Below are 13,310 nucleotides of genomic sequence, written 5' to 3' on the forward strand. Positions count from 1 at the left end.
TCGGGCCTACACGTCAAAGCACCTGGCCTGACACGTCAATGGGGGCGTGTTGTCGTGTCAGCCGCGGTGGCCTGACTCTCGAGTGCGTGGGTCAACGCCAGGGACTCCCGCCGGACCTGTCGAGAGCCCACGAGCCACGGCAGGCCCGCGAAGGCATACATCATCGCCAGGAAGCCCCAGAGCCAGGCGGTCCCCCACAGGAACCGGAACGTCGCGAGCGTCCCGAGCACCAACGCGGCGAGGGGCAGGATGACCGAGTCGTGCCACACCAGGCGAGTCACCACCTGGACCTCCTTCTCAGCCACCTTCTCCACGGAGGACTCCACGTGGTTCCTCGGGCGCCACACCCAGCGCTCCCAGGCAGGGATTTGCCGGTGGATCACGAGGCGCTCGCCGCGCCGCTTGCCCGAGTACCACTGGGGCCCTCCGGCTTCGCCAGGCGCCGCGGGCAACCTGAAGGAGCCCTCCCATGCGGCCCACCGCGGGTCCGTCGTCGGGTTCACCTCGAGTCGAACAGTCCGTGTGACGCGCATGTGTGACTCCCTTGTTCGCGCTTCCTGGGCAGGTGTGGAACCCGGCCCTCACTTCGCGGCGGGGTCCAGGTCCGCCGGCAGCCGCATGGAGGACAGCAGCTCGCGGAACACCTGCCAGCGGCGCTCGGGCGAGGTGTCGGCGCCCATGTGGCGCTCGACGTACTGCTTCACCAGGTCCTGGCCCAGGTTGTAGTTGATGACATACGCGCGATACGAGTCGATGAAGGCCATCTTCTGCGTCGCCCGCTCCACGGACACCAGGCCGTAGCGCACGAACCAGTCCCGCGTCGCCTCGCGGCTGAGCTGTCCGTCCAGGTACCGGCGCGCGCCCTCGTTGCTCGCGTAGGACAGCTTCGCCGCCAGCGCCTCCACGGCCACGTAGTTGGCCGCGCGCTTCGGGTCGAGCCCCGCCAGCGGGAAGAGGACGTCCCTCAAGTACGCCTCCGCGTCCGGGAACGCCACGTCGATGCCGTAGTTCGCGCTGCCCTCGGCGATGAGCGACATGGGCGAGTAGAGCGGATACACCGTCAGCTCCACCCACCCGCGTCCGCGCACCAGGTGCTGCTCCAGCAGCGCGTTGTAGACGTGGTGCCCCGGGTAGCCCTCGTGCGCCGCCAGGTCGATGGCGCGCAGGATGTAGAAGGGCAGGTCCGTGTTGATCTGGATGACGCTGGTCGAGTTGCCCTTGTACCAGTTGTAGCCACTCCACGGCTTGTTGGTGACGTACTCCAACGTGAAGTGCTCGTTGGCGGGCAGCTCCACGTGCTGGAGCGTGCGGCGCCGGGCCTCCTGGATGGCGACGCGGAAGACCTCGTCCAGCTTGTCCTTCGGGATGACGAAGTCGTTGCGGAAGCGGTCCAGCCGGTCGACCAGCGGACCCTGGCCGGGCAGGCGCTTGTCCAACTCCACGAGCACCGCCTCGAACTCCGCGTCGGTGTGCCCCGGGTCCTTCGCGCCGTAGAGCGCCTGGCTCTCCTCGTCGAACTTCAGCTTCTCGCCGGACAGCATCCGCACCCGCGCCTCGAGCGAGCGCAGCTGGGTCAGCAGGAAGCGGTGGCGCATCGCGAGCAGCTCATCGGCGGGCACCGGCGTCGCCTCCACCGCGGCCACCATCGCGGCGGCGCGCGCGGCAATCTCGGGCAGGGGCAGCTTCGTGGCCTCGGCCTCCTTCGCCCAGGCCTCCGGCCCGTAATAGGCGTCCACGTAGTTGCCGTCGTGCTGCCCCACGGCGAGGGCCAGCTTCACGTACTGCTCGGCGGGAGCGTCCAGCGGGGAGGGCGTCGTCATGGGGGTTCCTGGGGAGGGCGCCGTGGCTCGCGTCGCGCAGGCGAGCGTCAGCGAGACGAGGACAAGAGCGGTCAGGCGGCGGAGGCTCGAGTGCATGGGGCAGTTGTAGATGGCCCGGGTCATGAGTTCCAGCGCCCGCCCTCATGAAGGCCAGGTCAGTCGGACATGTGTGCCATGCGGCTCCACCGCGCGGAGGTCCAGCGTCCACTGGAACCGGCGCGCCAGCCGCTCCACCAGCGACAGTCCGACACCAAAGCCCCTTTGCTCGGGCTCGCTCCGACCGAAGCCCACCCCTGTGTCGTCGATGCTCCACGCCTCGGGCGTGACGCGGATGACGATGCGCCCCTCTTCCGTATACGCGAGCGCGTTCTTGATGAGGTTGCCCAGCATCACCCGCGCCACGGAGCCGGGCAGCGGCACGACGACCTCGTCCGTCGCCTCGATGACGAGCGCCACGTCGCCTCGGGAGAGGTGGCCACCGTACAGCGCGAGCAGCTCGCGAGAGATGCCCACCAGTCCGCACGTCTCGTCCGAGCGCCCCGGCCGCGCCAGCCAGAGGATGCCCTCCGTCAGCAGGCCCATCTGGAGGACCGCCTGCCGCAGCCGCTCGAAGGTCGCCGAGTCCCTGGGCGGGTCCAGCTCCAGTATCTCCACCGCGCCCTGCGCCACGGCGAGCGGCGTGCGCAGCTCGTGACTGGCGTCCCGGTTGAACGCCCGCTCCCGCTCCAGCAGCTCCTGGATGCGGACATCCCGGGCACTCAAGGCCTGGGACAGGGCCCGCACCTCGGTGACGACGATGTCCTCGGCTCGCGGCGCCTGTCCCGACTGCACCTGCGCGACGAGCCGCTCCAGCGGAACCCCCAGCCGCCTCGCGACCAGCAGGGAGAGCCCGGCGGCGCCCAGCAGGGCCAGCACCGCGCTCACCACCAGCAGACCCGACGTGCGACGCAGCTGGCGCGTGGTGCCGGTCAGCTCCGTCGTGTCGAGCACGCCGTAGCGCGTGAGGCCTGTCGACACGTCCGGTCGCACCGCGACATGGAAGTGGCCGTGTCCGGGAGGAAAGATTTCGTACTCGCCACCCAGCGCGTCCGCCGGCACCTCCGCCTGGAGCCAGGACGGCAGGCTCGCGTGGCCCACATAGGTCCTGATGCCGAGTGGCATCACCCCATCGCCGCCGTGCTCGTCCATCGCGGTGGCGACGAGCCGCGCGAAGAGGGTGTCCTCGAGGTCGTAGCTGAAGAGCGTGAAGAACGCCCCCATGAGGACCAGCGAGAGCGCCGCGGACGACACCATGGCGCCCAGGAGGAGCGCTCGTATCGACCTAGTCCTCACGGGCCTCCAGGCTGTAGCCCTTGTTGCGGTGGGTGGTGATGCAGTCGTCCATCCCCAGCTCGGCGAGCGCGCCTCTCAGCGCATAGACGTGCGTGCGCAGGGCGCTGGACTCCGGCGCGTCGTCGCCCCAGAGCTGATGGGCGAGCGTCGCCGTCGACACGGGCCCGGGCGCGGACTCCATCAGTAGCTTGAGGAGCCGTGCCTCGGTCCGGTTGAGTCGCACGCCGCGCTCGCCGCGCCGGGCCTGTCCTGTGTCGGGCTCCAGGGTGAGCGAGCCCACCGTCAGACGCCGACCGCTCGGAGGGACGGGGCGGCGCGCCAGGGCCTCCAGCCGCAGCCGCAGCTCCCTCAGCGAGAACGGCTTGACGAGGTAGTCATCCGCGCCTGCTCGGAAGCCCTCCTCCTTGTCCTCGAGCGTGTCGCGCGCGGTGAGCATGAGGATGGGCACCAGCCGGGCGGCGAGCTGCCGGTAGCGCTGACACAGCTCGATGCCGCTCATCCCCGGCAGCATCAGGTCCAGCACGATGACGTCGTACTCGTGGCTTAGCGCGAGCGTGAGCCCCTGGGGCCCGGTGGCGGCGAAGTCGAGCTGGAAGTCCGCGCCGAGGAACCTCGCGATGTTGGCCTGGAGGTCACGGTTGTCTTCGACGACGAGCACTCGCATGAGCGGGCAGGGGACCTCGGGATGGCAGGACGGTCGCAGGCTACCGGAGGGAACGTCAATCGAACGTCAACCGCGGGTTGACGCCTGTCCGACACAGCGGAGGGCAGGGTGACGGTGAAGCTCACTTCCAGGAGTCCACCATGTTCCGCTGGCTGTCGCTGTGCGTGCTGCTGCTGTCCGCCTCCCTGGCCCGGGCCGATGCCCCGACGACGTCGCTGGACGTTCGCGGCGCGGATGGAGAGCGCATCCCCACGCGGGTGATCGAGCCCGAAGGGGGGCACGCGAATCCACCCATCGCCGTCCTGGTGCATGGCCTCACGCGCCGCAAGGAGGACTGGCTGTCGGACGCGGGGCCCACGCATGGCGGCGTCTTGAAGGACGAGCTCCTGCGGGCCGGCTACCGCGTCTATCTCTTCGACGCGCGACTGCACGGAGAGCGGGCGAACCCCGAGGCGAAGCCCGGGGCGCTCGCGAAGCTGGCCCACAAGGGCGAGCCCGCGCGGTACGTGAAGATGATCGCCGACACCGTGCGCGATGCCCACGCGCTGCTGTCCGCGGTGCTCGCCCAGGGCAAGCCGCCGCGCGTGCTCGTCGTCGGGTACAGCATGGGGGCCCAGGTGGGGCTCCTGCTGGCGGCGCGCGAGAAGCGCGTCACCCACCTCATCACCATGGTGCCGCCCCACATCGACCCGTCGATGGAGGAGGTCGCCCCGTCGCGGCACATGTCGACGATTCGCCAGGACTGGTTGCTGCTGACCGCGAACCAGGATGACTTCGCGCCCGTCGCCGACAGTCGCGCCCTGTTCGAGTCCGCTCCGTCCGTGCGAAAGACACACAAGACCTTCGACAGCGGGCATGCGCTCCCGAAGGAGTACCTGGACGAGGTGCGTCGCTGGCTCTCCACGAGCCACCGGGCGCCGTCGCCCTGATTCAGTCCGGGCTCGCCTCCCACGACAGCGCGAGCTCGCTCATCCACGCGGCGCCCTGGGCCGAGTCCACGCGCAGGTAGGTCTCGCGAAGCGGGACGCTCGGGGTGCGCTCCTTCGCGTGGAGGTGGGCGAAGAGACGGGCCCAGGATGGGCCCACGGAGTGGGGCGGGCCGGAGTGCGCGAGCGTGACGGCCCGCACCTCGGGCAGCTCCGAGATGGCGACGCCCTCCGGGACGGCCCCGGGGGCCAGAGGCACGCACCAGGACTGGTCCGCGTCGTCCTCGCGGTACTCCGCCTCGTGGAAGAGGCAGAAGGGGGGCCCGGCCACGTGGGGGCCACACGCGGCCAGCAGCCGGGGGAAGAACACCGACGCGTCGGAGTATCGCCCCCGGGCCCGATGCACGGCGACACGAACGGGTGGGAGCCAGCGTTCCAGCAGGGGCGGTGGCGCGCGCAGGTAGGCCTCCGCCCGGGCCTGGTTTTCGAGCAGCGTGTCCAGCGCGAGCACGGAGCGTCGCGCGCTCGCGGCCTCCTCGGCGAGTCGGGCCCGCACGCGCGCGAGCTGCTCCGCGAGCGAGGCGCCCTGTCCCAGCTGGGTGAGCACGCCGTGAATCTCCTCCAGGGAGAGCTTCAGGTCGCGCAGCGCGCGCACGGTGTGGGCGAGCGAGATGTCGTGCTCGGTGTAGTAGCGGTAGCCCGTGGAGGCGTCCACGCGGGAGGGTTCGAGCAGCCCCTTCTCCTGGTACAGGCGCAGCGCCTTCACGGTGAGCCCGGTGATGCGAGACACCTCGCCGATGGAGTACAGCAGTCCGCTCACCGCTCCTCCTCCTGGAGGAAGGCGCGCACGGTGGCCGCGAAGGCCTCGGGCTGCTCCTCGAAGGGGAAGTGCCCGCTGCCCGCCAGCTCCACGAGTCGCGCGTGGGGAATCGCTTCTACCACGCGCGTGGTGGCCGAGCGCGGCTGCAGGTCATGGGCGCCATGGATGACGAGCGTGCGCGCGCGCACCCGGCGCAGCCATTCGCTCCAGTCGTGATGGCGTCCCAGGCTCAGGTAGAGCCCGAGCGAGAGGAAGCCTCCAGCGGCACCAGTGTCGGGAGGCCTCGTGTCGGGGCGCTCGGCGTTCAGGGCCCGGGCATACAGCGGTCCGAAGGCGGCGAAGTGCTCGGCGAGGCGGGCCTCGTCGTCCTTCAGGCGGGCAGGGAAGTCGAAGGTGTGCTTCATCCAGGCCGCGAGCTCCCGCTGGGCTGCTTCGTCCAGACGGGTGCGCACCTGGGTGAACAGGTCATCGCCCTTCGAGGGCATCGTCACCAACGGGGCCGGCGCCACGAGCACGAGCGCGTCCACCCGCTCCGGCCACTCGGCCGCGTACAGCAGGGCAATCAGGGCGCCGAAGGAGTGGCCCACCAACGTGAGTCGCTCCCGGCCGAGCAGGCGCCGGATGCGCTCCACGTCCGCGAGCTGCGCGGCGAGTCCCAGGCGGGCCTCCACCTCCTGCATGGCCCGCCAGGTGCCCCCGGGAGGCGGCAGGGTGATGGGCCGCGAGGAGGCGCCGCTGCCTCGCTGGTCATAGAAGTGCCAACGCAGGGCATCCCTCGTCAGCGCCGCCGCGCGCCAGGGGTTCGCTGGAGGCAGGCCAGGGCCTCCGTGGATGACGAGGACGTCCCGCCCCTCGCCCACGGCGACGTGGTGCAACTGGACATCACCGGTCACCTGCCAGGACGAGGCGTCCGCGCGTTGTCCCGGAGGAACCTCCAGCGTCTCGCCCCGCGCGGTCAGCACCTGCGTCACGGTGCCGGGCTGGAAGAGGGCCCTCCCCATCCACCACCAGGCGCCCGCCGCCGCGCCCGCCAGCAGGATGAGGGTTCCAAGGATTGCCGCCGCCATGCGCTTCCTCCGAGACATGTCCGTGGGTGACATGCCTGGAGGGTGGCGGTCTCCCCCAGGGGGAGAGTCAAGCACGAGGGCTACTGGAGGGTGACGGGCGGCGCCTTCTGCGTCATCTGCTGGGCGTAGTCGGACGCATGGTCCCGCATGTAATCGATGGGGTTCGCGAGTACGCCCAGGCCATTCGTCTTCGAGCGTCCCGTGTAGACGAGCTCTCCGCTCTCGTTGATGTAGTGGACGAAGAGTCCCGCGGTGCCGTCGGCGCCGAAGCGGTCCGTCTCCACGCTCCCGATGGGCGAACCATCAGGGCCCAGGACATCCTTCATGATGGGCGAGCGATACAGGTGCGCGACCGGGATGATGACACCCCTGGCGCCGGACTGTTTCACGTACTCGGCCAGCTCCTTCTTCATCCGCGGCGGGACGATGAAGCGGTCCGCGGCGATGTTCGGGAACGCGTCACACCATTCGCTGTCTCCCTTCAACTTCTTCACCTTCACCTCGGAGACATCCTTGCCATACGCGCTCCAGATGGCGGGCGCGAGATGGTCCTCGAGGTTGCGATACACCTTGTCGTTGCCCTCCGCCGGATACGCGCAGGCGAGCATGGGCGTGAGGGCATACGGGCTGTCCAACGCGTTCCATTTCCCGTCGGTGAAGTAGCGCGGGTTGGACGTCGCGAGGCCTCCGCCACAGCCGGAGAGGAGGGCGAGCGCGACAGTGGCGCACAGTGAAACAGGGACCAGGGATACACGGCGAGCGGGCATGGGAACTCCTCGAGCAAGTCGATGAACTCACGAACAATTCGTGAGCTGCTTCGACGCCCCTCGTCGCGTCCGGGGTTCCATCTATCTGCTGATGACCGGTCGTTCCTGTGCGTTGCTGTTGCACCTGGAGGGCTCTGGTCATGCGATTGTCGGTGGTATCGTGACGTCCGAGGGCTCGTCGTCGGCAGGCTCTAGCAGGCGCATCCGCGCGCGAGGTCAGCGCGGCAGCTCCGCCTTGACGAAGGTGAGCTTCGGGCTGCGAAAGCCCATCCCCACCCACGCGCCGAGCAGCTTGATGAAGAACGCGACGGATTGGTGCCGGCTGTTGGGCACGTCCGTGGGGAGCGCGGGCCCGGGCGGCAGGTCGGAGGTCATCGTCCGCAGCTCCAGCGGAGGCAGGGTTCCGTCGGCCCAGAGGCCCCCATAGAGGCTGAGCCAGTGGCCGCTCTGGAACTCGAGGAACACGGGCGTGTTGCAGCACGTGGCGACGACGCGGCGGGTCTTCGACTCCGGCGTGAGCCGGAACTCCGCGAGGCGGTCCGTGCCCTGGAGGAAGTGGACGCGGTCCTTGCGGTAGAGCACGAAGCGTGACGCGTCCCGAGGCCCCAGCAGCAGCCGTGACGCGGGCAGCGTCTGGAATCTCGCGACGGCCGCGCGACAGCTGTCGCAGCAGCACTCGGCGCTGATGATGGGGGCTTTGTCCACCCGCAGGGAGACTTCCCCGCAGGCGCAGCCGAGCGATGAGGCCTGGGTCATGGTGAGGCTTTCTCCGGGGGGGTGAGCCTGAAGAGCAGGCGGATGTAGCGGTCCAGGTGGTCCAGGCTCTCGCGCGCGAGGGCCGCGTCGTTCCCCGCCTTGGCGAGCACGAAGGCGCCTTGAATCACCGTCTGGGTGTGGCGTGCCAGGCTCGCGGCCGTCCAGCCTCCGGAGACGCGGCGCTTGCGCATGGCGGCGGCGATGTCCGCCTCGAGCGTCTGGGCATGACCGAAGATGCTCGCGGCGCAGGCGTCCCGGATGTCGGGCGCGCTCGCGTGGACCTCCTGCGCCAGCGTGCCCACCAGACAGCAGAACTCGGCGGGGCTCCCGGTGATGATGGACTTGCGGAAGGCCACGTAGGCCAGGACCCGGTCGAGCGGGTCCGCGGGGGCGTGGTAGGGCGCGCTCGCGAAGAAGGCGGTCGTCGTCTCCTTCCAGTGCTCCGCGGCGGCCACGCCGAGCCCCTCCTTGCTCTTGAAGTGATGGAAGAAGGCGCCCTTCGTCACCTCCGCGACCTGGCAGAGCTCCTCGACCGAGGTCGCGGCGAAGCCCTTCGCGCGAATCGTGTCGCGCGCGGCCTCGAGCAGCCGCGTCCGGGCATCCCCGCGTTCTGGCGCGTGTTTCGGTGGGCGTGGCATGGCGATGTCATACCGTACGGTTGGTATGTATGCAAGTCCCGGAGGTCGAGCGTGGGCGGGCCGGCCTGTCGAAGAGGGCTCGCCAGGCGCTACTTTCCAGGGATGCGCGACCTGCAATCCCACCGGTGGATGTGGGTGAAGGCCATCCTCTTCGTCGTCATCGGCTGCGTCTCGTCGGCGCTGCTCCTGATGGAGCTGCCCGAGTGGCGCGTCCTGCTCCTGCTGCTGCTCGCCATCTGGGCCTTCTGTCGTGCCTACTACTTCGCCTTCTACGTGCTCGAGAAGTACATCGACCCGTCGTTCCGCTTCTCCGGGCTCACCTCGCTCCTGCGCCACCTCGTCGACAAGCGCTAGGGATTGGACGTGCTGTCGCTCCCCCCGGTCATGGTCGCGCAATTCTTGCGCGCCATGGCGCGGGTGCGCAGGAATTGCGTGTCGATTGCGCATCTTCATTCCAGGGTTCACGCATGGGCATGAGACCTGTATAGGAAAGGGAGCGAGGTTCCCGCCTGCCCACCCTCTTGATAGTGGTTGTCATCGCCGTGGCGGTCCTGGTCGCCCTGATTGCGTTCGCGGCGGGAGTCCTGACCGCGAGCCACCTGGGGCGGCTGGTGTTGCTCGCGGGTCTGGCCATCCTCCCACTGGTCGTCACCGGCGCGGGCGTCGCCGTGGGCGTGCGTGAGTCGTCGCAGACGCAGTTCTGCCTGGGCTGTCACGAGATGGAGCCGTACGGGCAGAGCCTGTTCGTGGACAACGCCGCGTCGCTGGCGGCGGTGCATTACCAGAAGCGGCTCATCAGCCGGGACACCACCTGCTATGCGTGCCACACGGACTACGCCCTGTTCGGTGACGCGAAGGCGAAGTTCAACGGGCTCAAGCACGTCTGGGTCCACTACTTCGGCACCATTCCCGAGCGACCGAAGCTCTATCAGCCGTATCCCAACTACAACTGCCTGCACTGTCACAGCGACGCCCGGAGCTTCCTGGAGGCGTCCGCGCACCAGGACATCCAGGCGGAGCTCCAGAGCGGCGCGCGCTCGTGTCTCACGTGTCACGACCTCGCGCACGACCTGGAGGGCGTGAAGGCGCGGAACTTCTGGCTGCCGGAGCCACGTCCATGAGCCACGAGAAGCGCATCCGGAGGGCGGCCCTGCTGGTGCTGGCGGGGTTGTGTGTCCAGCTCTTCACCACGCTGTTCTGGTCACCGCTCACCTTCGTGGTGTTCACGGCGGTGGGCGTGCCCCTGGTGTTGCTGGGAGTGGGCCTCTACGTGGTGTCCGTCTGGAAGATCCTCAAGGAGCGCAAGGCGCTATGAGCACTCCGACCTCGGAGCCCTGGCGCGCTCGCGCGGGGGCCGTGCTGCATCGCTGGCGCTGGCGGGTGGTGCTCGCCGTGCCGCTGCTCTTCGCGCCGCCCATCCTCGCGGTCAACGCGCCCCAGGATGTCCGGATTCCTCCCTTGAAGGAACGCAAGGCGCCGGTGCCGGCGCTGTTCTCACACTGGGCCCACGACTCGCAGCGTTGCTACAGCTGCCACCCGGGGGTGTTCCCCCAGGCCCCACTGGGCTTCACCCATCAGGACATGCGCGAGGGCCGCTACTGTGGCAGTTGCCACGATGGACGGGCGGCCAAGGCGCCGAGCTCCATGCGCTGCGAGGCCTGCCATGCGCCTCGCTGACCTGGGCCGTCTCTGCGTGGGGGTGTTCCTGCTGACGGCGGCCATGCCCGCGCGCGCGCAGACGCAGGAGGAGAAGCGCCGCCAGCTCCAGGAGCGGCTGGGCATCCAGCGTCCGCCGACGCCTCCGCCCGCACCAGAAGGCAGCGCTGACGCGGGGACTCCCGAGACCTCCGCGGCACCTGCCGCGCCCACGAAGGCGGCACCAGCACCGGTGCTGACTCCGTCGGGGCCGAGGACGGGAGGGGCGCCGAAGCCGCGCGGACCGACCTTCGCCGCCGACGCCCGGCCCATCCTCGTGGCCCGGTGTCTGTCATGTCATCGCCCGGAGGGCATGGCTGGCAGGTCGAAGTGGGTGCTGCGTGGCGATGGCACGGACTACGAGACCACGCTGCGGTTCGTGAAGCTGGATGCCGCCGCGCAGAGTCCGCTGTTGAAGAAGGGGACCGGCGCGGTCCTGCATGGTGGCAAGAAGTCGCTCGCGGCCGAGTCGCCCGAGTACGCCACGTTGCTGAAGTGGGTCGAATCCGGGGCGCTCCCAGGACAGGCCCCTGCCGGGACCGCGCCGCCCCCCTCGTCGGCGGCGGCAACGACGTTGGGGGCTCCGACTTCCGCGCGCGTGGGGGACGTGGCTTCAGCGACACCTTCGACGGTGGCAACGCCTCCGGGGGGCGCGCGCCTGGGGGAGGTGCCCTCGGCGCCACCCGCGACGGCGGCAATGCCTCCGGGGGCTCCTGCTTCCGCGCGCGTGGGAGAGTTGCCCGTCGCGCCGTCCTCGACGGGGGCAACACCTTCGGAGTCCATGGCCTCCTCGCGCGTGGGGGTGGAGTCCGTGGTGCCCTCCTCGACGGTGGCAGTACCCCCGGGGGCTCCTGCTTCCGCGCGCGTGGGGGATGCGCCGACGCCTCCTTCGTCCACGCCGCTCGCGCCAGGGACGCAGCCCGTGCCGGCGTCTGCCTCCATTTCGGACTCGCTGCGCTTCGCTCCCCTCATCCACGAGCAGCTCCTGGCGGGCTGCGCGAGCTGTCACGCGGCGGATGGGTTCGCCGGGTCCACCCGCTATGTCGCCCACTCGGAGCCCGAGCCCCACCTGCGCACGGTGCTGGCGCTGGTGACGCCCGGCTCGGCCGACACGAGCCTCCTGTATCAACGCGCGCGAGGTGACTCGCATCAGGGCGGCGCGGTGTGGGAGCCCGGGAGCGCGGAGCTCGCGCTCCTGGCCCGGTGGATTGAGGAGGGCGCGCGCGGGACGGAGGCTCCTCCCCTGGCCACCGCCGCGCCCGTTGCTCCGTCCCTGACGCCACCTGCCACCGTGGCCACCGCTGCGCCCGCTTCTCCGTCCTCGACGCCACCCACCGAGCGGCCCGCCGCTTCATCGGGTGGGCCGCCGCCGGGCGTCCAACTCGGGACCTTCCCCGTGCTCGGCTCGCTCACGCTCAACGGGCGCTTCGACCTCAACTACGAGCGCCTCGGCTACAACGACCAGCCCTTCCAGAAGGGCGCCTCGAACGCGCTGCGCAGCTACCACCACTTCCTCTTCCTGACGCGCCAGTCCACCGAGGACCCGGTGACGCTGACGCTGGAGATGTTGTCGCTCCAGTTCTGGGAGGTGGGCTATCGCGTCAGCGGCGAGGACTGGCCGGTGCGGCTCTCCGCCAAGGTGGGCAAGGTGCTGGTGCCCTTCGGCGCCGAGCCGCTGTTCCACCATAGCTACGGCGGCCTCGCGGGCTTCGACCAGAAGGTGCTTCCGCCTGTCTACGCGCGCGAGGGGCTCACGGCGAACGTGCAGCGCCGCGAGGGGCCGTTCCTGCTCTCCGCGGATGTCTACGTCATCGCGGGCTACCAGCTCCGGCGGGCCGATGCAGTACTCAACCTCCAGTCGGACTTCGCTCCGTTGGAAGCGACGCGGCTGGGCGTGGGGACGCGGCTGGGTGGCTCCTGGGGCCCGCTGAGCCTCTGGTACTCGGCCTACTACAATCCGCTGGGATACGGCCGGAGGCTGTTCCTCCAGGCCCTGGACGTCGCGTCGTGGCGCCCTCGCGGGGTGCCGGTGCTGGAGCGCTTCTCACTGGGCGCGGGTCTGCTGCGCGCGGACGTCTCTGGAGGCGAGGCCGAGGGGTACGGCGGTCCCGGCGCGGACTACTACCACTTCGCCAGCTACCTCCAGCTCCGCTTCCATCCCACCGATTGGCTCTACCTCCAGTATCGGCAGGGCCTGCGCACCTTCGGCAATCAGCGCGGGCGGATTCTCGACACCACCGCGCTCACCCGCGAGGACGCCTCCGCGCACAACGTGGGCGCGGTCGCCCGCTGGAAGGGCTTGAGCGTGGGCCTCTTCCAGTTCTGGAACCTGGAGAAGGTGGACGAGGTGCCGGACGACTTCACGCGACTGGTGGTGGCGTATGAGTTCTAGGCTCGGACTCCTGCTCGCGCTCCTGTTCGTCCCGGGCTGCGCGGACTTCCACCGCGGCGACGCGAGCCCCGACGCGGGCACGCCCTCCGGTGGTGACGGCGGCGGTGGTGGCGACGGAGGAGGTGACGCGCCCTCGTTCGCCACGGACGCTCATCCCCTGTTGCTATCGGGCTGTCAGTCCTGCCATCGCGCTGGAGGCGCCGCGGGCAACACGGGCTTCGTGTTGACGGGCGACGCGGACGCGGACTTCCAGGTGTCGAACGCGCTGACGGACACCGCGGCGCCCGCTGGCAGCCGCCTGTTGCGCAAGGCCGCGGGGGCGGGACACGGCGGCGGAGCCATCTACGCCGACGGCACCCCCGAGTATCAGACGCTCCTGGCGTGGATCGCCGGAGGCGCGCTGCCATGACCCACACATCTCCCAGGAGGGACC

Annotated in this window: 16 protein-coding genes; 7 read left to right on the forward strand and 9 right to left on the reverse strand. The window is 69.9% G+C overall.

The window, feature by feature from the left end; all coding sequences use genetic code 11:
* Nucleotides 1-35 precede the first annotated feature (35 nt).
* From AC6JA9_RS10995 to AC6JA9_RS11010, 4 genes are all read right to left on the reverse strand, one after another.
* Complete coding sequence (locus AC6JA9_RS10995) at nt 36-314, reverse strand: hypothetical protein (RefSeq protein ID WP_223750270.1); 279 nt, start codon at nt 312-314, stop codon at nt 36-38.
* Between the two features lie 267 nt (nt 315-581).
* A complete protein-coding gene (locus tag AC6JA9_RS11000) occupies nt 582-1,820 on the reverse strand; it encodes a hypothetical protein (protein ID WP_473571069.1) in 1,239 nt (412 codons plus the stop codon).
* 141 nt (nt 1,821-1,961) lie between these two features.
* Entirely contained in the window at nt 1,962-3,152 is a 1,191-nt protein-coding gene (locus tag AC6JA9_RS11005) for a sensor histidine kinase (RefSeq protein WP_497959639.1), read from the reverse strand.
* Entirely contained in the window at nt 3,142-3,816 is a 675-nt protein-coding gene (locus AC6JA9_RS11010) for a response regulator transcription factor (RefSeq protein WP_223750273.1), read from the reverse strand. The genes AC6JA9_RS11005 and AC6JA9_RS11010 overlap by 11 nt, the downstream gene beginning before the upstream one ends.
* A 140-nt stretch (nt 3,817-3,956) precedes the next feature.
* Between AC6JA9_RS11010 and AC6JA9_RS11015 the strand changes: the two genes are divergently transcribed.
* Complete coding sequence (locus AC6JA9_RS11015; protein WP_497959640.1) at nt 3,957-4,745, forward strand: alpha/beta hydrolase; 789 nt, start codon at nt 3,957-3,959, stop codon at nt 4,743-4,745.
* Nucleotide 4,746: 1 nt separating this feature from the next.
* Here AC6JA9_RS11015 and AC6JA9_RS11020 read toward each other — a convergent pair whose 3' ends face one another.
* The 5 genes from AC6JA9_RS11020 to AC6JA9_RS11040 all read right to left on the reverse strand — a co-directional run bounded on the left by AC6JA9_RS11020 (nt 4,747) and on the right by AC6JA9_RS11040 (nt 8,790).
* A complete protein-coding gene (locus AC6JA9_RS11020; RefSeq protein ID WP_497959641.1) occupies nt 4,747-5,562 on the reverse strand; it encodes a MerR family transcriptional regulator in 816 nt (271 codons plus the stop codon).
* Nucleotides 5,559-6,629, reverse strand: a complete 1,071-nt coding sequence (locus AC6JA9_RS11025; RefSeq protein WP_267697335.1) for an alpha/beta fold hydrolase — start codon at nt 6,627-6,629, stop codon at nt 5,559-5,561. Before AC6JA9_RS11025 ends, AC6JA9_RS11020 begins: the two co-directional genes overlap by 4 nt.
* A gap of 80 nt (nt 6,630-6,709) precedes the next feature.
* The gene (locus tag AC6JA9_RS11030) at nt 6,710-7,396 is read right to left on the reverse strand and encodes a hypothetical protein (RefSeq protein WP_267697334.1); all 687 of its coding nucleotides are present in this window, start codon (nt 7,394-7,396) and stop codon (nt 6,710-6,712) included.
* 216 nt (nt 7,397-7,612) lie between these two features.
* Nucleotides 7,613-8,152 carry a GFA family protein gene (locus AC6JA9_RS11035; protein WP_223785495.1) on the reverse strand — a complete coding sequence of 180 codons (540 nt, stop codon included), beginning with the start codon at nt 8,150-8,152 and terminating at the stop codon, nt 7,613-7,615.
* On the reverse strand, nt 8,149-8,790 hold the full coding sequence (locus AC6JA9_RS11040; protein WP_473571073.1) for a TetR/AcrR family transcriptional regulator: 642 nt from the start codon (nt 8,788-8,790) through the stop codon (nt 8,149-8,151). The genes AC6JA9_RS11035 and AC6JA9_RS11040 overlap by 4 nt, the downstream gene beginning before the upstream one ends.
* A gap of 102 nt (nt 8,791-8,892) precedes the next feature.
* Between AC6JA9_RS11040 and AC6JA9_RS11045 the strand changes: the two genes are divergently transcribed.
* The 6 genes from AC6JA9_RS11045 (at nt 8,893) to AC6JA9_RS11070 (ending at nt 13,286) form a co-directional block, all read left to right on the forward strand.
* A complete protein-coding gene (locus AC6JA9_RS11045; protein WP_141322985.1) occupies nt 8,893-9,144 on the forward strand; it encodes a hypothetical protein in 252 nt (83 codons plus the stop codon).
* 188 nt (nt 9,145-9,332) lie between these two features.
* The gene (locus AC6JA9_RS11050; protein ID WP_194868998.1) at nt 9,333-9,911 is read left to right on the forward strand and encodes a NapC/NirT family cytochrome c; all 579 of its coding nucleotides are present in this window, start codon (nt 9,333-9,335) and stop codon (nt 9,909-9,911) included.
* A complete protein-coding gene (locus AC6JA9_RS11055; RefSeq protein ID WP_223750280.1) occupies nt 9,908-10,105 on the forward strand; it encodes a hypothetical protein in 198 nt (65 codons plus the stop codon). The genes AC6JA9_RS11050 and AC6JA9_RS11055 overlap by 4 nt, the downstream gene beginning before the upstream one ends.
* The gene (locus AC6JA9_RS11060) at nt 10,102-10,467 is read left to right on the forward strand and encodes a c(7)-type cytochrome triheme domain-containing protein (protein ID WP_223785496.1); all 366 of its coding nucleotides are present in this window, start codon (nt 10,102-10,104) and stop codon (nt 10,465-10,467) included. The genes AC6JA9_RS11055 and AC6JA9_RS11060 overlap by 4 nt, the downstream gene beginning before the upstream one ends.
* 940 nt (nt 10,468-11,407) lie before the next feature.
* Nucleotides 11,408-12,877, forward strand: coding sequence for a hypothetical protein (locus AC6JA9_RS11065; RefSeq protein WP_497959642.1), 1,470 nt, complete (start codon nt 11,408-11,410; stop codon nt 12,875-12,877).
* On the forward strand, nt 12,867-13,286 hold the full coding sequence (locus AC6JA9_RS11070) for a hypothetical protein (protein ID WP_223785498.1): 420 nt from the start codon (nt 12,867-12,869) through the stop codon (nt 13,284-13,286). The genes AC6JA9_RS11065 and AC6JA9_RS11070 overlap by 11 nt, the downstream gene beginning before the upstream one ends.
* The last annotated feature ends 24 nt before the right edge of the window (nt 13,287-13,310 follow it).

The organism is Myxococcus sp. MH1, assembly GCF_059738865.1.